This is a genomic window from Vibrio maritimus, from assembly GCF_021441885.1.
GTDB classification, from domain to species: domain Bacteria; phylum Pseudomonadota; class Gammaproteobacteria; order Enterobacterales; family Vibrionaceae; genus Vibrio; species Vibrio maritimus_B.
Genome location: NZ_CP090439.1, coordinates 384501 through 409082 on the forward strand (window position 1 = coordinate 384501; position 24582 = coordinate 409082).

Genomic DNA, 24582 nt, shown 5'->3' on the forward strand with positions numbered 1-24582 from the left:
ACCCAAGGCAATAGAGACTAAATAAAAATGACTTGGGATGTTTTCCAATCACATAGCTACGGAGAGCCTGAATGAAGGAGCTGACATGGTCAGACTACTAAAATCAGCATTACGATTGAGTGTTAAATCAATCGTTATCGTCGGCGGCTTTTTGTCGCTGAGCTACGCGTTTGCGCAGCTTTCTACCGTTCATGGTAAGACTTTGCCTGCGGAGTATTTTTCACAAGACCTGCCCAATATCTTAGGTCTGCTTAACTCCGAATTTTTTATGGGAATGATATTTGTCATTACCCTCTCAATCATCACATACGTACTTTATCTTCTTTGGCAATTACACGAAGTGGCGGTACATCGCAGTCAATACATGCAAAGTGCGCAAGCAAACCTGGTGTTTGCATTGTCACTCTGCGGTCTGTTTATCGACAAGCTATGGTGGGTGCTCGCCGTCATTATAGCCTTTACCAACTGGGACGCAGTAGCAACTGCAGTGAGTAAAGTCATCAATGTGGGTATCCACGGCAAGAAAGAGTCGGAGGAAGCGTAATGAAAGAGATCATGCTGCCTTACGTATTGATTATTTGGTTACTCGTGAAACTTGGCGTCATAAAGTGGACGCTCAGAAATGCGGTTATCAGTGTTGGCTTTGGTGCATTTCTAGCATTCATGCTATTTACCGCACACCGATTTTGGTCGCCTGCCGACCTCACAGACAGCACCACGGTAAAAGCACCGCATGCAGTCCTTAGCCCGCTTTTTGGTCAACAGGTTAAAGATATCTATGTGACCCATAACCAAGTAGTTAAGAAAGGTGACTTACTGTACACCCTAGAGTCAGAAGACACGGATGAAGAGCTAAAGAGCCTTCAATCTAGTTTGGTTGCTGCTGAGCACCGCATTACTAGTATTCGCGAGCAAATCTCTATTGATGAAAAGAACTACAAACGCCTAGTGAATCTAGATGAGTTCAGCTCCGAACAAGAGCGCGATGAATTATACACCCAGATTCAAAAAGGCACTGCGGACCTAATGGCAGCAAAATCTGATGTGGACGGTATCAAGGCTCAGATCAACCAAAAGCAATGGTTGAACGACCGGAATCAAGTGAGAGCACCGTTTGACGGCGTTGTCGGTGTTATCAATATTGCCGAAGGTTCACGCACCGGTAACTTGCACTTGTTCGATACCAGTCGAAAATTTGTCGAAATGCGAGTGAGTGATCAAACGTATCGCTACATCGAACAAGGTCAGTTTGCGGAGTTCTTTGTCAACTCGCATCCGGGAGAGGTATTTAGAGGACGCGTACACAGTGTAACGAGCAACACTGGTGAAGCAGCGGTGTCGGCACATGGTTCAACTCAACACGTTAGACAGCATGTTGGCAACAACACCAGTACTCACGGGCGTACAGTCATCATTGAGTTTAATGAGCCAGAGGGCTACAACGTACCGCTTGGTGCCACCGGTTCAGGTTGGATTTCAGCCACTAAACCTACGCCAAAACTCGGATTTATGGACATTATCGGCGGTGCAACCGTTCGATTAAAAGCCTTGAAGGCATACTTGAATGCTTTGTAATACAACCCGTTAACCCTTTTTGGACCCGCGCATAGTTGGAACTCTGATTGGAACTTGGAACGGAAACTTGGGTCTACCGCACCTCACTTAGTTGAGGTGCTTTTTTTTGCCTAGAATTTAATAATTTAACGCCTCTGAGACAATTTTTTCTTGGTGTTTTCGATACTCCACCGCCTTTTCCTGGCTGCCAAAGCACCCTTTCGCGTACGGGTTAATTTTTCTTTGTGTTAGCTCGCCGTAGACGCTGTCCATCGTCACCTCTTCGTCACCGATCATGGTGCTATTTTCAGCCACATTACCCGTTTGTAATGCCGTGCAAAGATCATCACTTGAGACTCCGGATACATGGTCTACGGGTGCGCTGCATGCAGCCAGAAGAAAAAGAGGGGAAATGGTCAACATTGGCTTCATCGTTATGCTCCATGTTTCGATAACATGTATATCGGTGTGTTTTTTCTAAGTTTAGACGAGGGATTGAGGAACGATACTTGGGATATATGATAAATCTCTGAACCCTGTCTATTTACCGAGTTATAGCTTCTCCCCTTGCAAGGGGAGTGCGTATCTGGAAGCGGTGAGGCGAAGCCTATTCGAGCAAGGCGCTAGTTGTAAGGCCGCTCTACCCCCTCTAACTCCCCCTTATTAATGGGGAGAACTCCGGGCTAGCTCCTATCGTCGCATCGCATTTGATTAACTAGTGGACGTGCGGTCTGAAGGGATGCTCATGCAACACAAAAAAGTCCCCGACCAATCAAAATACCGAATAGTTCCTAACTTAGACCTATTGCATTTTCTAGGTACCTTTGTGCCGCTCCAATTACAGGAGCGAAAACAATAAAATAGGTAATGAAGAAATGAAAAAAACAGCAATCCTTCTCGCAATCACATCTGCATTCTCTGTTAATGCAATCGCGGACGGTTTCTCTGGTGGTATCGAACTTGACGCTAAATTTGGAGACAACGGTCAGAAGCTCTATGAGACAAGCAACGGCTCTGGTATCAAAGCATTTGTTGGTTACGAAGGATTTGGTCTTTCTGCAAAGCGTAAAGCAAACTTTGAGAACGAGTACAACGTTAACTACAAATATGACTTCGAGAACTTCTGGCTCAAGGGTGAGTACGAGTTCGTCGATAAGAAAAGTGTTCAAACCGACGCTGGTGTTCACGGTCAATTAAACGACCAGAACAAATTTGGTGTAACGGTTGGCGGTAACGTTGCAGACCTGTTCGATACGTCTCTTCGCCTTCGCAAAGACACAGACCTTAACTCAAGCAACGGCAGCGACCGCAGCAACGTATACCGTTTTGACCTAGCTGCTGGTAAGCAAGTGACAGAGCGCATGTACCTAAATGCTAAACTTGTTGGTCAAAATCAGAGAAACAAAGACGTCATCAAAACTGGCGACAAAAACAAAGACACTATCTACAACGTAGAGCTACGTGCGACATTCACTGCTATCGACAACCTAATTCCTTATGTTGAGATCGGTAACGAAGGTCAGTTCGGTAACGATAAGCGTAACACCTACGGTAAAGTGGGCGTTGTTTTCCCGTTCTAATTTCTTCTGAACTCCTCTTATTTCAAGATATTCGAAGGAATGAATATCTTCTCTTCCTTTTTAGAGCTTCCTTGCTCAATGAACAAAATAATCTGACCGCCCGACAAAGCTGCGACTTCTATAACTGGAGGGCTCTAGAACTGATAGTTAAACTCCACTCTTTGATCGCCGTCGAAATAGCTTTGCTCTTGAGTCCAGTTAGCAAAATAGCGAACATTAAAACGTGGTGTGAACTGATAGGACACAGCAAACTCGTTAGTGAAAATAGAACCCATTCCTTGACCATAAGCATTTTGAACATAGGACTTTGAACCTGAGATCGTTGTCAGCCACATAGGATTGTAGTTCAACCATAGTTTGTCGGTAATCGCATACTTAGTATAAGCACCCACAACCGCGTAGGTTCCTGGGATGGTGTAACCGATGTTCTGCTGATCGATTTGGCAATCTACGCCGACATTAGCACAACCAGGAAACTCTCCATTTCGCACATTTACGCCAAGCCCCGCTAGCGGGTATAGGTTCAAGTTGCCCAATTTTGGCAGGGCCTGAATAAAGCTATACGATGCATTCAGGCTCTCTTGCTCAACGTTGTAATTGAGATCAATTTGAGCGCCACGGCCATTGGTCGTGTTGACGCTGAAGTTACGAAAACGCACGCTATCAATAGAATTATCGCGATGACTTGAACCTGACCAACCTAAGTACTCACCAGCAATACCCTTCACCTCGATGATGTTCATTGCCATCGTTTCAGGATTGCCCGTATCATAAGTTCGCCCTACTTTAATGTTGAGGCCTTTATCTGACGCACCAGCGCCCGCCTGGGTATATACCGCTAACGGATCAGACATATCCTGAACGTCATTATCAGAGTTTTGGTCTGCAAAAGAAGAAAAAGAAACCGTCGCAGCGATAGCCGCGCTTAAAATGGAAATGCTCGCACGCATGTAAACTCACCCTGAAGTTAAAAAGCGCGTCCTTACTCAGTGTGGTTCGAAAATTGGCGACCACAGCACTTCAATCCTAAAGTGCGCGTGCAGCCTAAAGGGGCGGAGCGGTGAGCTCAATTAACTGAAAGTTATAGTATTTATTCCGGCTAGATTATTGACCCAATTATTAATAAGACAAAACAAGGACTTACTAATTAGCGCATAATCTCAATAACTTCTTGGAAGTGTAAGCGCGATCACTAAAGGATTTTGGTCGTTTTACTATTAAGCGGCTGTGAGTTCCTTTCCGTGTTGACTCGAACTTCGGCTTTGTTTTCATACATTAAAATATCCGCTTTACTCAGAGCCTCCTCTAGACCTATGTCCTTTTCAGCACGAAAGATACCAATGGCCACCGATACCAAGATAGAGGATGGCTCTTGCTCAAGTGGCACCAGAAACTCCTCTAGCATGGCTTGCGAATCTCTGAGCTGAGCATCGGTAGGCGTGCCGATTAACACAAACTCATCTCCCCCTACACGATAAGCCTTACCGCGCCAATGCTTTTTGATGCGCTTACCAAGTAAGACTAATAAGGCATCCCCTACCTTGTGTCCAAGTTTATCGTTAATCTGTTTAAATCGATTCACATCCAAGTACAATACCGTCTCACCTGCCTTGAGCCCTTTGGAGTAGCTTCTCTCAAGCGATCTTAGGTTCTTAAGCCCAGTAAGCGTATCGGTTCGTGAGGTTCGGTAAAGCAATACCGCGACCACGCATGCCATCATGATGATGAGCGCTGCAATGACATAGATGAGTGTTGAAATTCTATTATGGGAGATCCAGATTTTCTGCCAATCAGGGGGCGAGTCATACGCGTTAATGATCTTTTCGATATCAACCAGTTCAAGCGCTTCCGAAAACAAGGCGGCAACCTGATTATGTTGATCACGCTTTGAGAAGCCGACGGCGACGGGCACCGAGTGCACACTTGGAATGTTCATTTCAGGTCTGATTGGTAAAAGCTCATCAGCGAGCATGGCATTGAGACTCACTGAGTCCAACATGATGTAATCTACTTTTTTACTGAGCAATGCTTCAATTAGAGCTTCTTGAGTGCCAAACAGAGTAATAGGTTTATTGGGTAAATAGCGCTCCCACAAATACTCTGAATAGTCCGCTTTGACCGCACCTAATTTTTCCAAGAACAGCTCAGACGCTGAATGATAATAGTGGTCCTTGTATCCGACGCGCTTAACAACGTAGATTTCCGCTTCCTGAATGACATCGGAGAAATAGGTATGCAGCTGACGAGGTTCAGATGAGACATAAGGGGCAATGACATCGACTTCACCTTGAATAAACTGAGATTCGATTTCCTCCCAGGTCATATGTTTTGTATCAGTGATGGTGCAATGAAACTTGAGTAAACGGCAGGCACTCTCTATGACTTCGAGCATTATCCCTTTTTGTTGACCAGCTTCATAAAAGCTAAACGGCTTTCGCTCCTCCAACGCAATATTCAGCGAGTAAGACAATGGAAACAGCCGCTTAACTTTATAATCCAACGCATCTAACCGTGCGGACCTGATTGCCTGTTGAATCGTGTCATAAATGGTGAGCGCAGTGGTTTTTTCTGAGGCAACCGATGCGATATCCGTTAGCAGACCTGCTGCTGGGCTCTTTTTCAGCGCTGCCACCGAAGCCGGCGGCAACTTTAGTATGCCATCGACAGATTCTATAAAGACATCGTACTTCGCCACTCGTGCGAGGTCGCGATAGGTAATCAAGAAAGCATCAATCTCATTTTGATTGAGCTTGTTGAACATGTCTGATTCAGCAAATAGCTCGACGGCATCAATGTGGGGAAATGCGCTAAGAAGATACTGCTTATAGGGTGAATGTACTTGTAACCCAATATGAAGTTTGTTTTGCCAGTCGATGGGCTTCCTGCTTACCGCAAAAACAGGTTCTAAGTTTGTCGGGCTAGAATAGGTTATCTTACTTCCATTGATGTCACTACTTATCACATTAGCGACAAAATCAACACTTCCCTCTTCCAGCATAGAAATAGCGTGATACTGACTCTCCGCTTCAACTAGCTCGAACTCTGAGTCGAGCGCTTGTTCAGCAGCAGAAAATAGCAGTGGTGCAACCTGATCTCCCGGAGAAGTTGCCACCCGATAATGGCTCTCTGCCGCCATACACACGCCACCTATCAGTAGCCAGCAACCTATGCAAATAGTTAATAAATAGTTAGGCTTCAGAGAACGTTTAATTGACTCTGAGATAGGTAAAACCGGGTTCATATTGATTGCTGGAAGGGTCGAACGGGATAATAGGTGGCGATATATTATCCACTATTTTCGAAACCTTAAATGGGTCGAGCCGATTAACTATTAGAAATGTCAACTAGATCCCATTACGTTTACAGATAGGTCAGGCGAACTTGAGCATTGACAACCGAATGGAATTGAGGCTGTCAATACATGAAATGTCTCTACCAAGCATCATCAAGTGCTGCGTCCGCAATGGCATCATCGACTAGACTATCTTCATAGTCTGCAATGATCGCATCTTCGACGATGGCTTCACCAACGACTCTATCTTCATAGTCGGACACAATAGCATCTTCAACAACTGCTTCACCAATCAAAGCATCACACTCAGCGTCATCATAAGCCCCATCAACAACGCCAGCAGCACCGCCAATCATAGCGCCAGTTTTGGCATCCCCAGCAATGGCGCCAACCACACCGCCAACGACCGCGCCTTCAACTGCATCGGTTACCACATTACCAGACTCACAGGGGTGATACGCGAAAGCAGAATGTGCGCCAAGCACAAAGAGGCAGCTAATAAGTATTTTTTTCATTGTTTTCCTAAGATGTTGATGTGCGAAGTGCACGATAGAAACGTGGCAGCACTTTAATGTGGTTGAGCCTATCCGAGAAAATGGTTTCTATTACATCTTTGAATACATTAAGTTTGTGCTCTTAATTTAGGAAGAAACGACACCCAAAAAATCAAGCCATTCGAATGTTCGATATTAATCAGTTTATTTCCAAATAGATGAAGCTCGCGCTCATTTGAGATTGAAAAAACCGAGGCGTACACTCAGCACAATTATTCATCAATGGGTAGCTGACATGTTTAAAATGTTCATAGAAAGACCTAAGTTTGCAATTGTCATTGCGCTTCTGATTTCTCTTATTGGGGCAATATCTGCCGCTAACTCCCCCATAGGCCGATATCCCGATGTTGCGCCTGTCACAGTCGAAGTTCGCACCTTTATGGACGGGGCAAGCGCTGATGTCATGGCAAAATCTGTTGCTCCCGAGATTGAAAAGCAAGTCAACGGCGTGGCTGGTATGGAGTACATGAAATCCACCAGCGGCGCAGATGGTACCTACACCCTTGAAGTCGTTTTCGAGAGCGGTACTGACTCAGACAAAGCGGTTAACTTAGTTCAGAACCGTGTCAATCTTGCTCTGCCAGAGCTACCTGGCGATGTGATGCGAAACGGCGTCAAAGTGGAGAAGCTATCCAATGGTTTGATGCTTGGTATTTCGATTACCGACCCTTCAGGCAACGCCTCAGCCATTGATATCAGTGCGTTTGCTGGCGGTCCGTTAAAAGAGAAAATCCAACGTATCAATGGCGTGTCAAAGATCGACGTGCTTGGCGAGAAGAAGTACTCCATTCGTGTCTGGCTCAACCCAGATAAAATGAAGTACTACTCTATCAATGTTAACGAGATAAATGACGCGATTGCTACTCAGAACAAGATTGCTTCTGCAGGTAGTTTAGTTGACGACAAATTGGAGTTTCCGATTACCGTTGAGGGTGGTTTGGCAACGCCCAGCGAGTTTGGAAATATCGTTGTCCGTACAGATGCACTCGGCAAAACGATTTTCTTGAGAGACATCGCTAGTATCGAGCTAGGCAGCGAAATCTATACTGCCAACGCATACGGAGAGAATGCGGATGGAGCGGTACTGTTCATCTACAAGACACCAGAAGCCAATGCTATGGATGTTGCCTCAGGTATTAAAACACTGCTCGCCGAGCCAAGCGACTACCAAATCAAAACGGTTTATGACGCCACTACCTTTATTGATGGCGCAATATACAACGTACTCGAAACCCTAGTGCTCGCGGTCGCTATTGTATCTTTGGTCACGCTCCTCTTTATGCAAAACTTTAGACTGACCTTGATTACAGTAACGGCAATTCCTGTTTCTCTAATCGGGACGTTTGCGGTTATGAGCGGACTGGGTATTCAAATCAACATCATTTCAATGTTTGGCTTGGTCATGGCCATCGGCATCGTTGTTGACGCAGCGATTATTGTTATTGAAAATGCCGAGCACCAACTTCACGAACACCCTGAGATGACGGTAAAAGAAGCGGTTTCCAAAGCGCTGGATATTACTTTCTCCCCTATCATTGCCTCTATGTTGGTTCTACTTGCCGTATTTACACCTTCTCTGTTTATCCCAGGTATGGCGGGCACGATTTATTCAGAATTTGGCATCGTGTTGTGTGCGTCTGTCGTTGTGTCCACATTGGTAGCACTCACCCTTACGCCTGCACTCTGCGCACTATTCATGAAGCCGCCAAAGAAAAACGTCATCGCGAAATCGGTGGAATGGGTGATCACTCAAAAGATCAGAGCGTTTACGGGTTTAGCTTGGACCGCCACTCGCCTCCCTATCCTAACTATCGCTTTACTAGCTGGAGGCCTGTACCTATCTGTTGAGCGTGGAGCAAGTTTGCCAACAGGCTTACTTCCAGAGGAAGACACTAGCGCAATCTTTGTCGTTGGCAGTTTCCCTCAAGGTACGGCTTTGTCTAAAACAGACGAGTATCTAGCTTCACTAACAGAGCAGCTTAACGCCCTACCTGGCGTCTCCACCAGCGTTGAGGCTTCAGGCTTCAACTTGCTGACCAATACCGCTGAGATGAGCAGCTTCATGATGTTGCTATCGCTTGATGAGATGCAAAACCGAGCCACAAGTGATGCTGCAATCACAGAGCAAGTCAATGAAGTACTTGCGTCCAATACTGATATTCAGGCCTTTGCATTTAAACCGCCAGTGATCCCAGAGCTTGGCATGGTGGATGGCGTTAACTTTGTGTTACTTGCGCCTGAACTCAACCCGACCGAGCTATATCAGCTGACGATGGACTTTAATACACGTCTGATGGAAGACGAGCGCATCGGCCTTGCTATGGGGCAGTTTGAAGTTACCAAGCCATCAATGAAACTCAACATCAAGCGCGATGACCTGCTCAAATACGGTGTCACCTTCGCTGACGTTGTAGCAGGAATGCAGACTCACTTCGGGGGGATGTACATCAACACCTTTAACATGGGTGGTCGTAACTACAAGGTGATGGTGCAAAACGATCCTAAGTACCGACTCGATCCAGAAGCATTAAAGAAAACAGGACTTTCAAAGTCTAACGGCACTCGCATTACCTACGACAAATTCTTCGATGTAGAGGAGATCAAAGTCCCTAACTTCATCACTCGTTACAACGCAGAGCAAGGCGTATTTATCGACGTCATCCCGAGTGTCGCTTCCGGTCAAGCGATTGAGGCTATACAAGAATTAGCTGAAGAGTTTGGCTACCGCGTCGAGTTCACTGGTGCGGCAAAAGAAGAAGTTAGCGCAGGGAATACGGTCGCTATCGTTATGGGACTGGCGATGCTCATCACCTTCTTGGTATTGGTTGCCCAGTACGAATCATGGCTTATTCCGCTAGCCATCATGCTAACGGTACCTACTGCGGTTATTGGTATTGTGGAAGGCGTGATTCACATTAACGGTAACATCAACATTCTCACCCAACTATCTGCCATCTTGTTAATCGGCATGACAGTGAGGAACGCAATACTTATCGTTGAGTTTGCCAAGACACTTCGAGATGAGGGTGAGTTAACCATCAAACAGGCAGCGGTACAAGCGCTACGCTTACGTGCTCGCGCCGTGTTTATGACCGCATTCTCATTCGGTGTTGGACTCATTCCACTGATGCTCGCTAGCGCGGTAGGCTCTGGCGGTCAACAAGCTTTGGGTTGGGCCTCCTTTGGCGGAATTGTGACTGCGACGTTTGTTGGCTGCATTATGGCGAGCGTGTTCTTTGTGCTTATCCAGCAAATTCGAGAAAGGTTCAAGCCCGTTGCCATTCAGGCTATTTAAAATCGATGACATTAAGGAGAGCTCCACTAGCAGCTCTCCTATTAGCATAACTGATAGATACTAACTCGCACCATCTCGCCTTTCTGAGACAATAAGCCCATCCAAACACACAAACCTTGATTAACGGACTAATCACCTAAACCGATTAAACGAGGTCATGATGAAATATTTCCTAATCCAAAATGGTGCCAACCGCTTTGTTGTTGATTCTAGCGGCTTTAAACAGATCTGTGGCGAAGGCTGGTATGTTATCGATGTCACGATAGCTCCTTGCTACAAGTCAGCCGTTACTCTGTTTGCAGAATCGTAGCGGAGGTCTAGTCTAATGGATATCGTATTGCAGCAAATGCACTACTGCTTAACCGACGATGCCAGCAATTGGCTGGTCATCGCGATTTCCGCGTTACTCGTCGTGCTTTGGTATGAACGTAAGCGCATTAAAGAGGCGATAAAGCAAGACAATACACATTAATCATGATGGGCAGGGAAATGAGTTCTCTGCCCCAATAGCTTTATGACTCCGCTTTTTTGGCGAAAGAAGAGAATGAAAAGCCCGTCACTAACATAGTGCCACTAATAACCAATACGGTGCCGACTACTGTGTTGACACCTATCGGCTCTCCAAGAAACAGATTTCCCCACAAGATGCCAAACATTGGGATCAAGAAGGTTACCGATAGTGCCGATGACGGACCAATATCAGTAATCAATCTAAAGTACAGCAAGTAGGCCGCTCCCGTGCACACCACACCGAGCAGGACAACAGACAACCAAACTTCTTGTGTTGGCACTTCTCGCATCGGGACAAAAGGGATTAACGGTAAAACAATCAAGCACGCCGCCCACATACTTCCGTGAGCGTTATTAAACGCCGGAACCGACGGTGCGTTTTTCGCATAATTGGTCGCGATACCATAGCAACACGCCGCCATGACACCGGCAATAATTGGCAGTGTGGCCTCTTCTCCGATGCGGACAGCATCCCAACCAACTAACACCGCTACACCAATAACACCAACAAATAACCCTAGAGCACCACGCTTGGTCAGTGGCGTTTTAGTCCAGAAAACTCCGATAACAGCTCCCCAAATGGCAGCTGTAGAGTTAAGGATTGATAAAGTAGAAGCATTTAGCGTTTGAGCCGCGTAAGCGAATAGCAGAAATGGCAACGCGGTATTGAAAAGCCCAATAGTGAAAAAGTGGCGGGTATGCTTGGTGAACTCAAGCTTCTTTTTTAGATAGAGACTTATAACGAGCAGAGCAATCGCTGCAAAGAATACTCTAGCCTCTATCAGAACCGCTGGTCCCATCACTTTGGCAGCTATACGCATAAATAGAAAGGAACCGCCCCATATTGAGGCAAGAAGAATCAACCTTAAAAAACTCGCTAAATCCATCTGTCTGTCTTTGTAGTAGTAATTTTCCCCTACTTTGCGCCATGGATATTTAAATCACAACCCCCACTTAGGTCTTATTTCAACTAGAGATCCGAAAATGACCAGTATTCATCATGTCCTTTAAGCATTCAAATATGCACGCTTCTAATTCATTACTGTCTATTTTTGAATGATAAGAAGCTCGGTATCATGCTTATCACTTGGTCACGTTCACTACAGGTTTAATACTATGAGCACTTCACAACTCATCCTCGAATTATCGCTAATCGTTACTATGTTGCTTGTCACTGGTTACTATCTTTTTCGCGCTTATGACGCTTCAGATTCTGTCTCAAAGCGCTCACAAAAAATCCTAACCGGTTTACTGGGTGCGTTTATGGTTATGGCCGGAACCGTTAAGTTCTTTGACCCATTCACAACCATGTTCACACAACAAATCGCGCTAAGTGAGCTTCCGTTTCCGACCTTGTCTCGCTGGGCAGGTCAATTAGGAGAGATTACGGCAGGCGCTTTATTAATGGTTCTCATGGTCGCATTTCATCGATTGAGTACCAGAACCAATGACATTCTGATAACGGCTTCTACGTTACTGACGACCGCAATCATGATCGTCGCCGTGTATGTTCATTTGCTTCCAAGCGTGCCTGCTGAAGTACTCCCACTTCAATCTAAACCGCCGGTCATGACGCTAATTATTCTTGGATTAGCTTGGTTAAATGCCTATCTATATCAGCGAAACCGTTCATAAAAAAGAACCCGCATATGCGGGTTCTTTTTATTCTATTTTGGTTTTCTCATCACCAATCGATGCCAAAAATTGGTCAGTCTTTCCAAATTTCTCGAATACCATATCTCTAAATGTGACAACCCTTGTCGCAATCAACTTCCTATCTGCCCAAATTAAATAGGCCTTACCTGCCGGGCATTCTACTTCAGGTAATACTCGCACTAATCGCCCAGCCTTGGCATGTTTGTCAAATGCCGCCAATGGCATCATGCAAACCCCCGCTCCCTGCAACGTCGCTTCAATATTCAAACGTAGACTGCTGATGTCATATTTGGGTTGATAAGGAATGTGCACGGTCTTGCTGCCCTCCTTTAGTTCCCAATAAGGGAGGTTATTCCCAGACAGTAAGCGGTGCATCAGTAAGTCTTCGGTACTTTTAGGCACACCATGCTTGGATAAATAATCCGGCGACGCCGCCATGACGAGCGGTGATTCAAAAAGACGTCGTTGAACTAAGTTTGTGGCATGGGGCGGACTCGTCACGATAGCAAGGTCAATCTGATCGTCAAAAAAGCGCTCAGTCCCAGCACTAAACTGGATACTTATGGTGATTTCTGGATGCTGTTCCATAAAATCGATAGCCAGTTTTTGCAAAAAGTTATCCGCAAATGGTTCTGGGCATGAAACACGGATTTCCCCGGTTAATACAGGTTGGCTATTTGAAAGCTGCACCCATTGATCATTGAGCTGAGAAAACAGAGCAGCAAATCGCTGATAGTACTCATCCCCTGCCGTGGTTAATTGAAATTGCTTGGCGTTTCGGTGAACCAACTTCTCTCCTGTTTGTTCCTCTAGACTAGCAACAGCTCGTGAGAGAGTTGGAGCAGATACATGCGTCTTGAGGCTCGCAGCAGCAAAACCTCCACACTCTACTGATTGGCAAAACAGGTACAGATTGGATATATCTTTAGCTTTCATAAATGCACGCTTCAGATTCAATATTGTCTATTTTTGATTGATTAATCGAAGACTAGAATAGCGTCATAAGTTAGTCAACTGGAGCAAACAATGAAAAAGTTTCCACGTAAATTTCAGTACCCATTAATGGTATCCATGGTATTGCCAACCATGCTGTTAGGTATGCCGGCAATCATGGTGGCTAAGAATCTTCCAAATGGCGCCTCTTTCCTAGACGCTTGGATGAATGCTGCGGGACAAATGCTTCCATCAGCCTTGCTACTTCTCGCGATCGTCGCACCGACAGTTCGCCTATTAGTGACTAAAATCCTTCTTGAGCCAGAAGCGAAATAGTCAACGTAACCACTATCAAAAATAGTCAGAATTGAATGAGGAAAATACTATGAATAACTTCAAACTACATACCCTCGATAGCGCACCAGAAAAAAGCAAAGCGATTCTAGAGGGTGCTCAAAAACAGATGGGGATGGTTCCGGGGCTTTATGCGGTGATGGCAGAGTCTCCAGAAACACTCAAAGCCTATACCCAACTGCATCAACTGTTCACCCAGACGTCTTTTGATGCTGAAGAGCTCACTGTGGTTTGGCAAACTATCAACGTTGAACATGAATGCCACTACTGTGTACCTGCACACACAGGGATCGCTCATTCGATGAAGGTAAACGCTGAGCTTATCGAAGCGCTTCGCAACGACACAGCTATGCCAACAGAGAAGCTTCAAGCGCTTAAAGATTTCACTCTGAGCATGGTGCGCAATCGAGGCAACGTTCCAGAAGCGGAGGTCACTGCATTTTATAACGCTGGATATGGTCCACAGCAAGTACTAGAAGTCATCCTAGGCTTGTCTCAAAAGGTCATCAGTAACTATGTAAACCACATGGCGGATACGCCTGTCGATAAGGTGTTTGAAAAATTCGCATGGCACAAGTAATTAACACTCCTTAAAAAGAGGGTTAGCTTTCATAGCTAACCCTCTTTTTTTAGTTCAGTCTAAAAATCGTACGTTGCGCTTAGTCTCACTTCTCGGCCGGGTCCAGGTACGCCATTCGACAGGTAAGGTTCGTAATATCGATCAGCGATGTTCTTGATAGTCGCACGCAACATCAGTTCTTTAGGCTGCTGTGGCTGCCAACTCACGTAAACATCTTGCAAGGTGTATTGCTCACTCTCTTGCGCAAAATAGATCGAATCTTCGACCTTGGTTTGCGCATCATACCAACGAAGTTTGTAACCCGTGGTCAAGCCATCAATCCACTCATAGCCCAACCCTGCTTTGACACTCATTGGTGGCAAACCATACATATACTGGTCCTCACCACTAGCGTCTGTTAATGATCCATTGTGTTTTCCTTCAATGAAGCTAGCGCTAAGATCAGCATAAAAACGCTCGACACGATACTGAGTTTGGACATCTACACCATAGTTTTTATAGCCATCAAGGTTAACCTTCCAACTCTGTTTCTCAGTGGCATTATCATCAAGATTAACGCCAACTCGATTCATTACATTGTTGGTCACGTCATTATAGAAGCCCGTAACCTCAGTTGTTAATAAGTCGTTGCCCGCAAACAAACCATTTAGGGTATTAATTACTGTTGCGCGGTAAGCATGGATTCGCTGTGCCTCTAGGTCACGCGATGTCGCTGATGCTTTGGCTCTTGCATACTGCACAGCATAGATATCATCAACAGACGGTGCTTTCATTTGGTAGGCATACGCAAAGTTAAGTAGCGTGTCGTCTGTCAGATCATAGTCAAGCTGTATTCTAGGGCTGAAGCCAGCATGAGAGACTTCACTATAATCGTGACCGGCGGCAGGATCATTGTAATCGGGTGCCGGATTCTCTTTTCCTTTGGATGTCACATAGTCGTAGCGAATAGATGGTGTGACGCGAAAACGCTCCGTGACATCAATCAAGTCCGCAAGATATGCAGAATAGGTAGTTTGTGTACCCGATGGGTCATAGTATGGGATGAAAATACCGTAGTTCTTCGCAGGCTTATTATAAGTCTTAGTGGCATTGTGAACTAAGGTATCCCGGTTGTTGTTTTCATACTGCACACCACTAGTAATAGTGTGACGGCCTATTTTCATCTCATTACTGATGTCGACATAATCTCGCTGATAGGAAGCCCAAGACTCATGACCATAGGCACCTATGGAGACAAACATTTTCTCCCATGCAATGTCTGGGCGACGCCAATGACGCTCGTTGTCAGTGTGGGCAGCGACTACTTTTAGATTAACGAGGTCTGAGATTGGGTTATAGATATAGCGCGCTGACGTTGTTTTATCTCGATATTCATTTTGAACTGTATAGGCGTACTTCGCCGCCTCCAGTGACCCGTACTTTTTGATGTTGTAGTCACTGATTTCTGCGAATCGTCCTCGCCTTGTTGCCCAAGGTTGCCGCCCTTCATCGTTATACATGGTATGACTAAGCTCAAGCTCGTGATCAGACGTTTCAAAGCCCAGCTTAATTAAGCCGTTGTTTTGGGTATATGCGGAATATTCAAGAGCTTCACCACCACCCACGTGAATGTCATTAGAATCCTTCCAAGTACCAGACACTAGGAAATAAAGCCCATTATCAGCTTTACCAAATGCGGTTGTGCCGACGTGCTTTTGATCGTCGTTATCATTGTAACCAAGGTGAACACGGGCTCCCATTTTGCGCCCTGCTTTTAGAAGTTCATCGACTGTCTTGGTGCGAATACGAATTGTACCGCCAAACTTACCACCCGCTTGATAGTCGTGGGCACCCTTTGTCACTTTCGCTTCACCGATAAGATACGGGTCGAAAAAGAAAGTGCCATAGCGATACTGCTCAAAACCAATCGGCGCGCCGTCTACATAGACACCTAAGTCGCTAGCGTCAGAGAAGCCCCAAATACTGATTCGCTCACCACCAACCCGTGCTCCCCCATCATAAGAAACACCTGGGATATCCTCGAACAGTTCAGCAATATTCGTTGGCTGCTCGATTTCGATTTTCTCTCGAGTGACTACGGTTTCACCGGGTTTATCAACGTCAATCGCACGAGTGTATGACGTACCATAGACGTCCATAACTTCTGTCGTAGAGTTGGAATTTTCTTGAGCTGCAATAGCGGAGATTGTGGGAAAGGCAACAGCGAGCAATAGTGCTTTTCTAAAGATTACATTCATTATTAGATATATTATGTTGTTTTTGGAGCGCGAATAGTACATTCGCCCAACACATAGATCAAAATGATAATCATTATCATTACATTTTTATACTTAGTATGACAAAGCTGTGACAAAGACGCTGAAATGATAAAGAGAAGAAATAGTCAGTAACCTCAAGAGCTGGGCAAGCGCGTCAACTAACCCAGCCCTTTAAACTAGTACTTAAAAGACACCCCGAACTGCACAGCTTTTTCCTCGAAATGATGGTCATCAAAGGCTTTGTTTGTCTGTCTATACTCAACATACGGCTGTAGCTTAGTGTCGGTATAGGTGAGCCGAGCTTCGTAATGTAAATTGGTATCGTTGTCTAAAACTAAGTCTGATTCAAACTGCTTCTGAACCACGTAGTTATAAGAAAACTCCGCAACGTGTCCCAGTTCATAATTAAATCCTAAGTCCATTCGTCCAAGCTGACTCCTTTTTGAAGAGTGGTGATGTTCATGATGAACACCGTGGTCATGATCATGATCCCCACCTAAACTAATTTTGCTATTACCGTAATCGTAACCAAGACGACCCTTTAGCGACAGTTCATGACTCACTTGATAGTCAAGACCAATACGTGCGCGAAGTTCATTGCTATCAAGATAACCTCCTTGAGCATACGCGCCATAAGCGAACCAACCAATATTGTCAGTTGGGTTAAAATACTTACCCCCACCCAGTTGGTAAAACTCATGGGCTCCCGTTTCCGCCTCACCGTAGATAAATACACCAGAGTCATCCATCCAGACGCCTTCGATGCCGTATACTCGCTCTGTGTCGTTGTCACTGTGACCGTGGTGCTGCTCATCGGCAAAGTAGACTTCTATATGTGAGCCATTGGAAATATCGACATTGCCGTGAGAAAAAGCGAAGGTTGGTAGCGTCAGCGTCGATAGGTAAAGAAATGATCGTTTGAAATTCATTGTTGTTTCTCTTTAGAAAGCGGCTCTCACTCCTTAAATACCGCTCAATAGTTAGTAGATTGGGTTGTTAAAACGGTTACGCTTCAGGCTTATCTTGTGACTTTTCACTTCCTGATAGCTTTATTTGGCGATTGAACTCTCTATCAGCCAGTTCTTGCTCGTCATATAGGTCCTCTAGTACCACTTGATCCATCGCCATCACGTCAAAGAACTGATCTTTGCAATAGTCACTGGTCCATTTAGGTAGCATTTCTGGATCGTTAGCGATGTCCTTTACATGGTCTGCAGCAAAATGCGCATAGTGCTCAAACAACTCCTCATCTGTGCCATTTGCAACCCATGCCAGCTTTTTAAACCACACCGCAGACTGCTCTTCGGATATGTGTTCGTTAACTTTGCAAACCGACATTGCCACCAGCGATTCGGTGTAGTTCTCATAATGCGGCAAGGTGTTGTGGACGTGAGCGCCACAAGCAATGGCCAAAGTTGGAATCAGTGCTACCAAACCAGTTACGACTTTCTTCATAGCGATTTCTCCTCAGGTTGAGTACACATTTGTTTGACATGCCCTTTCTGCTCGGCTTCTTGAATCAGTTTTTCCCCAAGGCTGACGCCCTGTAGATACATTTCATCTTCTTCGCTAAAGGTATAAGTTTCATGAAGTACTTCTTGTGATAGGCCTTCAATGGTTTCTCTAATCATCATGGAGTTTTGAAGCGAGTACTCCGGGCTCATAGTGCCTAGCTCTACGCAGTATGCATTTACCCTCTCTACAGCCGCCGCGGCCATTACAGCATTATCTCGGCTAAAGAGTGTGTCGTGATCATGTTGCGCGGCATGAGCTGCGGTACCTATCAGGCTCAAGCTCATCAATGTGAAAGTGGTCATTCGTCTAAACATAATGTGGTCTCAATAAAAAAGCGGTTGGAACACGGGCATCGTGCGTGATGCCCGCCAGTCTGGGTTATTGTTGTTTTGTATTGTCTTTGCGAGTATCGCGATAAGGGTCTGCAGATTCTTTTCTGTGGACAGAACGCGGCTCTAAGCCATGCGCTTCACGCATTTCATCCACCATTCGTTGCTTCTCACCCATGCCGCGTTTCATGCTCTCTGGTAACACTTCCGTTGGCACAATAAGGTCACGATCCAGCGGCCACTCTTTTAGCAGCTCTGGGTGATAACCTTCTGGGTAATACAAAGCTTCATCAATCTCGAGGTCTCTGATCTCTTGTTCTTGAATGTCTGCTCGCGAGTTTTTAGGAACAGGTACTCGGAACACTTCACCATCATTAAGGTTGAATTGAGGCGCTCGGTTGTTTGGAAAATCTGGAATGATCCCTTCTCGTACCCATGCTTTCTCAGGGGTAATGTTGGCAACGATCATGTCTGGCGCGCCAAAATGGTAAGGTCCCTTCCAGTGTTCACGGACCTGCGCTACGGTCTCATTGTTGTAATAAGGGTCGAATTCCATGTGTGTGGTCATAAACAGCCTTGGCTGCACTTGATTTGCAAGCCAACCCGCCGCGTAGCCAGACGTGTGGTGCGTATCAATGGTGTAGCGCGTCAAGAAGGCTGGAACACCTTGTACGATTGAGGCAAGCCCGACCAACTCGGTTTGCACTTCGGTGACAAACAAGTCGCAGCCTTTGCCATATTCAATATCAAGTTCGGTCGGTCGACCATCGCCTGTCCATACAAAACATAACGACTCTTCTTCATTGATCGTCCAATCGAGCCTGTAAGCAGATGCGCCATCTTTCGCGTGTGAGCGACGCCAGTGAGAGACTTTGACACCATCAACGTCGTAGATAACGCCGCCATCGTCTTTAAAGTCGTACTCCACTACTTCAATATCGTTGCCTGAAGGGAACACATCAAAGGCATCTTGGTGCCACGAAAGCATCTGAAGCATACCCTCGACCATGTGACGTGTTCCGTCTTCTGGATTTCGTCCTGACGGACCATAGATGGTTAGTGGTTTTTCCCAGCGACCGTTCCATCCACCAAACTGGTACAGGTACGGTAATGAACCGAAGTGGTCGACGTGTAGGTGTGTGATAAAGACCTTATCAAGCTCATTCAAAGCGACGCCAGCACCGATGTAGTTGGCGATCGACGCTTCTCCCAAATCGAACACAAAATTATCGCCATTACCCAGTTCTACATAGATAGATGTATTCGCCTGACCAGGTCGAATCATTGGCGACGTACCCATGAACGTCACACGCATTTCGTTGTGCTGAACCTGTTCTGTTCGAGGAAACCAGTTTGCCGCGGTAACCATATGATCCATCGGCTCGATACCATCAAACATCAGCCCCTCTTTCCAGAGCTCTTCACCTGTTTGAATATCCGTCTTGAGACCACCTTGTAAGATGGCGTGAATCTCCTCAGGCGATGAGTATATTTTCCCGCCCTGCTTCATCAGCTCATCCGTACTGACATTTTGTTCGTAGTTGTAGTGCTTGTAACCTGAAAAACTGGCTGAATTTTCAGATTGATAGTGCTCGAAAGGGTTCTGTGCAAATACCGCGCTCGACATGAGAATCGCGCCCGTCATAACACTTAATTGGTGAATTTTTCGCATAGTGATCTCTCCACGCCCACAATGTGAGGCTGGTGACTAAAAGTTGAGGTTTAAGCAGCGGGCTACCCCGCTATTTGGTTTAGGGTGACGCTATAAGGGCAGTCGAAAACCGACCAGCAATGTATTCTCAGGTAGGAAACGTGCGTCGGTATGGGAAGTGTGAATGTCGGTTTTAAACTCAGCATAAACGGGGACTTCTTGGTGTTGCACTCGAAGACCGATGTTAGAACTGAAACCTAGGTGACCGTCTCGGCTCATGCCTTCAACTTCATTATTCATGACACCCGTCGTCATGCCGCCCTCTACAAATGGACGAAGTTCGAAATTGTTTGGTAATGCGAAATTGTAGCCAAGCTCAAGAGCAAAACCGCCACCGGTATAATCAATACTGCTGTCCGTACCTTTATAAAGATCGAAATTGATCCCCAAGTATTGATTTAGCTCCAGACCGACCGTGGCATTGACTGCTGAATGGTTGCCTTCAAGGGATGAATAGCCTAGACCACCTCTAAACTTAAGATCTGACTCAGGGGAGTGAGCTTTCGCCGCGCCAGTGAATATCAACGCTGACAACGCCATAATAGAAATGATACGAGTGTTTTTCATTGTTTGAGTTCTCTTAATCTCTGAATAACCAATCACCTCCTTGTGTCGTTGAGAGCAAGTTTAAATATCCATAAAAATGATATAAATAAAGCTTAAAACCATTTAAATATAAATATGATTTATATTTAAATACTGCGATGTCCTAGATGTTCACGCTATTTCCCCCAATTGACAGCACTCAACCCTCTGCTAGGATAGAGATATCATCCATCAAATCAGTTTGTTATGGACTTAAACCTACTCTCAACGTTTAGCGCCGTTTATCGACATCGCTCTATCACCGTTGCGGCGGAAGAGTTAGAGCTTACACAACCGGCCGTTAGTGCCGCATTGAAACGTTTGGAAGGCGTCGTAGGCAAAACTTTGTTCGTGCGCTCAGGTAGAGGCATTGCACCGACTGGTGCCGCGGTAGCTTTAGCGGATAAAATTGAAATGCCGCTTGCCGTTCTAGAAACGATAGAAAAACGACAAGAGATAACAAAGGTCTACTGCAGCGAGGCATTGATGCACTTGGTTTGTGACCTTCCAGGACTGTCATTCATCGAAGCGCCATTAAGTGAAGAGCAGCTTTTGGCGGATATAGACTCACAAAAAGTTCACCTTGCGATTGATATTGCGACGAGTATGAGCCAAGCCCATATTGTAGAGGATATCTTTGACGAGCCTGCCGTGTGTGTTTGTAGAAAAGACCATCCAGACATCGGCGACACCCTCTCTTATGAGGAATATTTCAACGCACAGCATATCGCACTAAAAATTCGCCGTAACAACGTCAACATGATGGACTTCCTATCGGAAAAACCTAGCCCGCACAGAGTGGTTAAAGCCGAAACTGGCTCAGTTTCTAGCATGTTGGCATTGGCAGCAACAACCAACCTTCTTGGTGCGTCAACGCTTTCGCTTGCAAAACATTTAGCGCCAATGCTTAACCTAAAGGTGTTCCCGATTCCATTAGAGATACGCAACGTCCAACATCGAATGATTTATCATCGCCGATTCATAAACGATGCCGATCACAAGGCAACACGTGAAACACTCAAAGCGGTCATCCAAAACAATCAGTATCAATAAATAAGAGCACTTATTACGTTAACGAAGTTGATGAGCGCATCAAGCTTGCACTATGGTTAACACTAGAAGTGACAACGTCGTAACGTCAAAGGAGTGACTGTGAAACGAGTAATTCTACTATTTACCCACCTCGGAGCCCTCTTCTTTGGGTTCATGCTCGGCATCTATGTATTGCCGATCTTAACTCAGCCAGAATCGCCATCAGAAGAGATGGTTCGTTCGCAATCTAACGCCATCCTCTATCAGGGAGAGTTTGATAAAAACCGCCAAGACAGCGATTTTCTTCATTGGGGGGAAGGAACCATCAGCTTCTCAGCGGACAGTGCTATTTTTGTTGGGGAACTGGCACCGGGACCAGACTACAAGCTGTACCTATCGCCGACCTACGTCGAGACTGAAGCTGACTTTATGGCGGCCAAAGCATCCATGTTGCAAGTGGGAGATGTGAAAACATTTGATCGCTTCTTGATTCCACTTCCAGAGCAAACGGATTTGAGTCAGTATCAGGCCGCGATTATTTGGTGTGAGAGTTTTGGGGAGTTTATTACTTCAGCCAAACTAGCAGGAATGCCCTAATAACAAATACTTAGTTGGAACTGTGAACACAGTTCCAACTCACCATAGCACTAACATTGCGCTCACCTCACCCTGACAAAGAATAATGCAAGTCGATGCACTATGGCGATGCCTTAAGCACCTAGTGCATGTGTTATGCGTGTAACTCGAGGCAATACCCCCTTTTGTATTGCCTCTTTTTTTATCTCTGTTAGAACTTCCAAGATACACCTAAGTCCACACCAACTCCGACATCGGCACCATCGTTAAACTTCACCTCAGGTGTTGCAAACAGATCCACATCTAAGTTTTTCACTGGCTCCCAACGAAGACCGACAGGCGCGTGAATATCAACACGTTCGCTGTTCCAGTTATAACCGACACCACCCTCGACAAACCAGCTGATATTGTGTTCAGCCGAAATCGGTTTTTCTAAGAAAGCAAAACCACCATTCACATAGTTGTCTTTAACACCAACAATCACCTTATCGAACTGGAAGGTCACACCGCGTTTGGTATCCGCACCTAACTCAAATGCTTGTGCTGTCGTTGTCAATGCCAAAATACCAGTAGTTGCTAGTGCTAGTTTTGTGATGAATGTTTTTTTCAAAGTCGTTGCCTCAATCAAGCCATCCCAAGCGGTTCAATCCTCAATAATGGGAGTCGGACACAATGCGATTCCTGCTGGGCATTTTGTTGATTACCCGTCATTAGCAGCTTCTCATTTGTGTGTTCGACCAAGTGATGCTGCGTATTTTAGAGCTGAATGATTTTTGTACTTACCATTTCGTGCCACGATGATGAAAAGCATTCGACGTCTACTAGGAAACATAAATATGATTAATGGTACAAACCTATACAACTACCTATATCTAAAATGACTTGGTGGTTAATCTAGTTAGCAAGCCACAAAGAAGAGAAAACGATGACGACACTTAACCCTTATGAGCAATCAAATCAAGATAATGCTCACGCATCTCCAATCTGGATCGGAACACAGATGCGCAATGTAAGACAGGGAGTCGCCGCCGCCAATGAACTGGAGTTAGAACATATACAACGTGCTTATCAAAGCTGGGAAAACCTTGTCGCTTATGGCATGGCGCCGTCAATGATTTGCCATCTCGCTGATATCACACCCGCAGATCTGATTCATATTCGCTATCTCGCCACACGAGAGACAACGACAGAAATTCAGAGCTAGCAGATAAAGAAAACCCAACGCAGAAGCGTTGGGTTTGTTGTTTTCAAGGATAAGGTTCGAAATACGAGTTAGTTACTTCAACAAACCCACCTCTTTGTAGTACTTCTCAGCCCCTGGATGAAGAGGCGCAGAAAGGCCATCTTTGATCATCTCTTCTTTCTTCAGGTTCGCGAAAGCTGGGTGAAGTCGTTTAAAGTCATCGAAGTTTTCAAATACTGATTTAACTATGTTGTAAACCACATCCTCTGGCACGGCAGTAGATGAAACAAACGTCGCACCAACACCAAAGGTCATAGCGTCTGCTTCGTTACCTTTATACATGCCACCTGGCACCGTTGCTACGCGATAGAAGCTATTATCTGCCACCAGCTTATCAACCACTGGACCAGCGACCGTCACAATCTTGCTATCGCACGATGTGGTCGCTTCTTTGATTGCGCCGCTTGGGTGTCCTACGGTGTAGATCATGGCGTCGATCTTGTTATCACAAAGTGCTTTCGACTGTTCTGAAGCCTTGAGCTCTGATGTCAATTTAAAGACATCCATACCCCAGCCATAGCCATCCATCAGAACTTCCATGGTACCGCGCTGACCTGAGCCCGGGTTACCAATGTTTACTCGCTTACCTTTTAGATCCTCAAATGTCTCAATACCTGAATCGGCGCGGGCCACAACCGTGAACGGTTCTGGGTGAATAGAAAATACAGCGCGCAAGTCCTTGTATGCACCAGCATCTTCAAACTTACTTGTGCCATTGTAGGCGTGGTATTGCCAATCGGATTGAGCGATACCCAGATCCAACTCGCCTGCTCGAATCGTGTTGATGTTGTAAATTGAGCCACCCGTACTTTCTACCGAACAGCGAATCGAATGGTCAGCGCGGTTCTTATTTACTAGGCGACAAATCGCACCTCCAGTAGGATAATACACGCCCGTTACGCCACCAGTACCTATTGTCACAAATCGGTCTTGAGCTTGTGCGAGGGTCGCTCCGCCCATTGCCATACATACAGCGGACACGGTTAACATGGTCTTCAATTTGGTCATAAGTATTCCTTTTCCTG

The 24582-nt window shown here is 45.6% G+C and carries 26 protein-coding genes; 12 read left to right on the forward strand and 14 right to left on the reverse strand.

From position 1 onward, the window contains the following. The first annotated feature begins 85 nt into the window (after window positions 1-85). Together LY387_RS18350 and LY387_RS18355 are read left to right on the forward strand one after the other, a co-directional pair. A complete protein-coding gene (locus LY387_RS18350) occupies window positions 86-544 on the forward strand; it encodes a magnesium transporter (RefSeq protein ID WP_234497273.1) in 459 nt (152 codons plus the stop codon). After that, window positions 544-1575, forward strand: coding sequence for an HlyD family secretion protein (locus LY387_RS18355; protein WP_042470807.1), 1032 nt, complete (start codon window positions 544-546; stop codon window positions 1573-1575). The genes LY387_RS18350 and LY387_RS18355 overlap by 1 nt, the downstream gene beginning before the upstream one ends. Before the next feature lie 117 nt (window positions 1576-1692). Here the strand turns inward: LY387_RS18355 and LY387_RS18360 are convergent, their stop codons facing one another. Then, the gene (locus LY387_RS18360) at window positions 1693-1986 is read right to left on the reverse strand and encodes a hypothetical protein (RefSeq protein ID WP_234497274.1); all 294 of its coding nucleotides are present in this window, start codon (window positions 1984-1986) and stop codon (window positions 1693-1695) included. A 443-nt stretch (window positions 1987-2429) separates the two neighbouring features. On the opposite strand from LY387_RS18360, the gene LY387_RS18365 reads away from it, so the two are divergent. Next, entirely contained in the window at window positions 2430-3134 is a 705-nt protein-coding gene (locus LY387_RS18365) for a hypothetical protein (RefSeq protein WP_234497276.1), read from the forward strand. A 134-nt stretch (window positions 3135-3268) separates the two neighbouring features. Here the strand turns inward: LY387_RS18365 and LY387_RS18370 are convergent, their stop codons facing one another. The 3 genes from LY387_RS18370 to LY387_RS18380 all read right to left on the reverse strand — a co-directional run bounded on the left by LY387_RS18370 (window position 3269) and on the right by LY387_RS18380 (window position 6941). Then, entirely contained in the window at window positions 3269-4084 is an 816-nt protein-coding gene (locus LY387_RS18370; RefSeq protein ID WP_234497278.1) for a hypothetical protein, read from the reverse strand. A gap of 242 nt (window positions 4085-4326) precedes the next feature. Next, on the reverse strand, window positions 4327-6270 hold the full coding sequence (locus tag LY387_RS18375; RefSeq protein ID WP_234497279.1) for a GGDEF domain-containing protein: 1944 nt from the start codon (window positions 6268-6270) through the stop codon (window positions 4327-4329). A 296-nt stretch (window positions 6271-6566) separates the two neighbouring features. Next, entirely contained in the window at window positions 6567-6941 is a 375-nt protein-coding gene (locus tag LY387_RS18380; protein ID WP_234497280.1) for a hypothetical protein, read from the reverse strand. A 274-nt stretch (window positions 6942-7215) separates the two neighbouring features. Here LY387_RS18380 and LY387_RS18385 point away from each other — a divergent pair, with 274 nt between their 5' ends. From LY387_RS18385 to LY387_RS18395, 3 genes are all read left to right on the forward strand, one after another. Then, on the forward strand, window positions 7216-10275 hold the full coding sequence (locus LY387_RS18385; RefSeq protein ID WP_234497281.1) for an efflux RND transporter permease subunit: 3060 nt from the start codon (window positions 7216-7218) through the stop codon (window positions 10273-10275). Between the two features lie 157 nt (window positions 10276-10432). Continuing rightward, the gene (locus tag LY387_RS18390; protein ID WP_234497282.1) at window positions 10433-10585 is read left to right on the forward strand and encodes a hypothetical protein; all 153 of its coding nucleotides are present in this window, start codon (window positions 10433-10435) and stop codon (window positions 10583-10585) included. A 15-nt stretch (window positions 10586-10600) separates the two neighbouring features. Next, the gene (locus LY387_RS18395; RefSeq protein ID WP_234497283.1) at window positions 10601-10747 is read left to right on the forward strand and encodes a hypothetical protein; all 147 of its coding nucleotides are present in this window, start codon (window positions 10601-10603) and stop codon (window positions 10745-10747) included. Between the two features lie 40 nt (window positions 10748-10787). Here the strand turns inward: LY387_RS18395 and LY387_RS18400 are convergent, their stop codons facing one another. Further along, entirely contained in the window at window positions 10788-11672 is an 885-nt protein-coding gene (locus LY387_RS18400; RefSeq protein WP_234497284.1) for a DMT family transporter, read from the reverse strand. A gap of 229 nt (window positions 11673-11901) precedes the next feature. On the opposite strand from LY387_RS18400, the gene LY387_RS18405 reads away from it, so the two are divergent. Then, a complete protein-coding gene (locus LY387_RS18405; protein WP_234497285.1) occupies window positions 11902-12420 on the forward strand; it encodes a hypothetical protein in 519 nt (172 codons plus the stop codon). A 27-nt stretch (window positions 12421-12447) separates the two neighbouring features. Here LY387_RS18405 and LY387_RS18410 read toward each other — a convergent pair whose 3' ends face one another. After that, the gene (locus LY387_RS18410; protein WP_234497286.1) at window positions 12448-13377 is read right to left on the reverse strand and encodes a LysR family transcriptional regulator; all 930 of its coding nucleotides are present in this window, start codon (window positions 13375-13377) and stop codon (window positions 12448-12450) included. 90 nt (window positions 13378-13467) lie between these two features. Between LY387_RS18410 and LY387_RS18415 the strand changes: the two genes are divergently transcribed. Continuing rightward, window positions 13468-13710, forward strand: coding sequence for a DUF2798 domain-containing protein (locus LY387_RS18415; RefSeq protein WP_042470784.1), 243 nt, complete (start codon window positions 13468-13470; stop codon window positions 13708-13710). 49 nt (window positions 13711-13759) lie between these two features. Then, entirely contained in the window at window positions 13760-14308 is a 549-nt protein-coding gene (locus tag LY387_RS18420; RefSeq protein WP_234497287.1) for a carboxymuconolactone decarboxylase family protein, read from the forward strand. 59 nt (window positions 14309-14367) lie between these two features. Here LY387_RS18420 and LY387_RS18425 read toward each other — a convergent pair whose 3' ends face one another. The 6 genes from LY387_RS18425 to LY387_RS18450 all read right to left on the reverse strand — a co-directional run bounded on the left by LY387_RS18425 (window position 14368) and on the right by LY387_RS18450 (window position 20688). Next, window positions 14368-16545, reverse strand: coding sequence for a TonB-dependent receptor domain-containing protein (locus LY387_RS18425; protein WP_234497288.1), 2178 nt, complete (start codon window positions 16543-16545; stop codon window positions 14368-14370). A gap of 197 nt (window positions 16546-16742) precedes the next feature. After that, window positions 16743-17495, reverse strand: a complete 753-nt coding sequence (locus LY387_RS18430) for a hypothetical protein (RefSeq protein ID WP_234497289.1) — start codon at window positions 17493-17495, stop codon at window positions 16743-16745. Window positions 17496-17571: 76 nt separating this feature from the next. Continuing rightward, a complete protein-coding gene (locus LY387_RS18435) occupies window positions 17572-18021 on the reverse strand; it encodes a hypothetical protein (protein ID WP_128649840.1) in 450 nt (149 codons plus the stop codon). Beyond that, entirely contained in the window at window positions 18018-18395 is a 378-nt protein-coding gene (locus tag LY387_RS18440) for a hypothetical protein (protein ID WP_234497290.1), read from the reverse strand. Before LY387_RS18440 ends, LY387_RS18435 begins: the two co-directional genes overlap by 4 nt. A gap of 64 nt (window positions 18396-18459) precedes the next feature. Continuing rightward, window positions 18460-20082, reverse strand: coding sequence for a guanitoxin biosynthesis MBL fold metallo-hydrolase GntH (gene gntH, locus LY387_RS18445; RefSeq protein ID WP_234497291.1), 1623 nt, complete (start codon window positions 20080-20082; stop codon window positions 18460-18462). Window positions 20083-20172: 90 nt separating this feature from the next. Beyond that, window positions 20173-20688: an outer membrane beta-barrel protein gene (locus LY387_RS18450; protein WP_234497292.1), complete on the reverse strand. Its 516-nt coding sequence runs from the start codon at window positions 20686-20688 to the stop codon at window positions 20173-20175. A gap of 225 nt (window positions 20689-20913) precedes the next feature. Here LY387_RS18450 and LY387_RS18455 point away from each other — a divergent pair, with 225 nt between their 5' ends. Together LY387_RS18455 and LY387_RS18460 are read left to right on the forward strand one after the other, a co-directional pair. Then, window positions 20914-21759, forward strand: a complete 846-nt coding sequence (locus LY387_RS18455) for a LysR family transcriptional regulator (RefSeq protein ID WP_234497293.1) — start codon at window positions 20914-20916, stop codon at window positions 21757-21759. Window positions 21760-21858: 99 nt separating this feature from the next. Beyond that, window positions 21859-22335, forward strand: coding sequence for a DM13 domain-containing protein (locus tag LY387_RS18460; RefSeq protein ID WP_234497294.1), 477 nt, complete (start codon window positions 21859-21861; stop codon window positions 22333-22335). Between the two features lie 190 nt (window positions 22336-22525). Here the strand turns inward: LY387_RS18460 and LY387_RS18465 are convergent, their stop codons facing one another. Next, a complete protein-coding gene (locus LY387_RS18465) occupies window positions 22526-22924 on the reverse strand; it encodes a hypothetical protein (RefSeq protein WP_234497295.1) in 399 nt (132 codons plus the stop codon). A 315-nt stretch (window positions 22925-23239) separates the two neighbouring features. Between LY387_RS18465 and LY387_RS18470 the strand changes: the two genes are divergently transcribed. After that, window positions 23240-23518, forward strand: coding sequence for a hypothetical protein (locus LY387_RS18470; RefSeq protein WP_042470774.1), 279 nt, complete (start codon window positions 23240-23242; stop codon window positions 23516-23518). Window positions 23519-23590: 72 nt separating this feature from the next. Here LY387_RS18470 and LY387_RS18475 read toward each other — a convergent pair whose 3' ends face one another. Next, entirely contained in the window at window positions 23591-24565 is a 975-nt protein-coding gene (locus tag LY387_RS18475) for a TAXI family TRAP transporter solute-binding subunit (protein WP_234497296.1), read from the reverse strand. Window positions 24566-24582: the final 17 nt, after the last annotated feature.

Coding starts and splice junctions, on each gene's coding strand:
- LY387_RS18350 (WP_234497273.1), top strand. CDS start 86: ATGGTCAGACTACTAAAATCAGCATTACGATTGAGTGTTAAATCAATC.
- LY387_RS18355 (WP_042470807.1), top strand. CDS start 544: ATGAAAGAGATCATGCTGCCTTACGTATTGATTATTTGGTTACTCGTG.
- LY387_RS18360 (WP_234497274.1), bottom strand. CDS start 1,986: ATGAAGCCAATGTTGACCATTTCCCCTCTTTTTCTTCTGGCTGCATGC.
- LY387_RS18365 (WP_234497276.1), top strand. CDS start 2,430: ATGAAAAAAACAGCAATCCTTCTCGCAATCACATCTGCATTCTCTGTT.
- LY387_RS18370 (WP_234497278.1), bottom strand. CDS start 4,084: ATGCGTGCGAGCATTTCCATTTTAAGCGCGGCTATCGCTGCGACGGTT.
- LY387_RS18375 (WP_234497279.1), bottom strand. CDS start 6,270: ATGGCGGCAGAGAGCCATTATCGGGTGGCAACTTCTCCGGGAGATCAG.
- LY387_RS18380 (WP_234497280.1), bottom strand. CDS start 6,941: ATGAAAAAAATACTTATTAGCTGCCTCTTTGTGCTTGGCGCACATTCT.
- LY387_RS18385 (WP_234497281.1), top strand. CDS start 7,216: ATGTTTAAAATGTTCATAGAAAGACCTAAGTTTGCAATTGTCATTGCG.
- LY387_RS18390 (WP_234497282.1), top strand. CDS start 10,433: ATGATGAAATATTTCCTAATCCAAAATGGTGCCAACCGCTTTGTTGTT.
- LY387_RS18395 (WP_234497283.1), top strand. CDS start 10,601: ATGGATATCGTATTGCAGCAAATGCACTACTGCTTAACCGACGATGCC.
- LY387_RS18400 (WP_234497284.1), bottom strand. CDS start 11,672: ATGGATTTAGCGAGTTTTTTAAGGTTGATTCTTCTTGCCTCAATATGG.
- LY387_RS18405 (WP_234497285.1), top strand. CDS start 11,902: ATGAGCACTTCACAACTCATCCTCGAATTATCGCTAATCGTTACTATG.
- LY387_RS18410 (WP_234497286.1), bottom strand. CDS start 13,377: ATGAAAGCTAAAGATATATCCAATCTGTACCTGTTTTGCCAATCAGTA.
- LY387_RS18415 (WP_042470784.1), top strand. CDS start 13,468: ATGAAAAAGTTTCCACGTAAATTTCAGTACCCATTAATGGTATCCATG.
- LY387_RS18420 (WP_234497287.1), top strand. CDS start 13,760: ATGAATAACTTCAAACTACATACCCTCGATAGCGCACCAGAAAAAAGC.
- LY387_RS18425 (WP_234497288.1), bottom strand. CDS start 16,545: ATGAATGTAATCTTTAGAAAAGCACTATTGCTCGCTGTTGCCTTTCCC.
- LY387_RS18430 (WP_234497289.1), bottom strand. CDS start 17,495: ATGAATTTCAAACGATCATTTCTTTACCTATCGACGCTGACGCTACCA.
- LY387_RS18435 (WP_128649840.1), bottom strand. CDS start 18,021: ATGAAGAAAGTCGTAACTGGTTTGGTAGCACTGATTCCAACTTTGGCC.
- LY387_RS18440 (WP_234497290.1), bottom strand. CDS start 18,395: ATGTTTAGACGAATGACCACTTTCACATTGATGAGCTTGAGCCTGATA.
- gntH (WP_234497291.1), bottom strand. CDS start 20,082: ATGCGAAAAATTCACCAATTAAGTGTTATGACGGGCGCGATTCTCATG.
- LY387_RS18450 (WP_234497292.1), bottom strand. CDS start 20,688: ATGAAAAACACTCGTATCATTTCTATTATGGCGTTGTCAGCGTTGATA.
- LY387_RS18455 (WP_234497293.1), top strand. CDS start 20,914: ATGGACTTAAACCTACTCTCAACGTTTAGCGCCGTTTATCGACATCGC.
- LY387_RS18470 (WP_042470774.1), top strand. CDS start 23,240: ATGACGACACTTAACCCTTATGAGCAATCAAATCAAGATAATGCTCAC.
- LY387_RS18475 (WP_234497296.1), bottom strand. CDS start 24,565: ATGACCAAATTGAAGACCATGTTAACCGTGTCCGCTGTATGTATGGCA.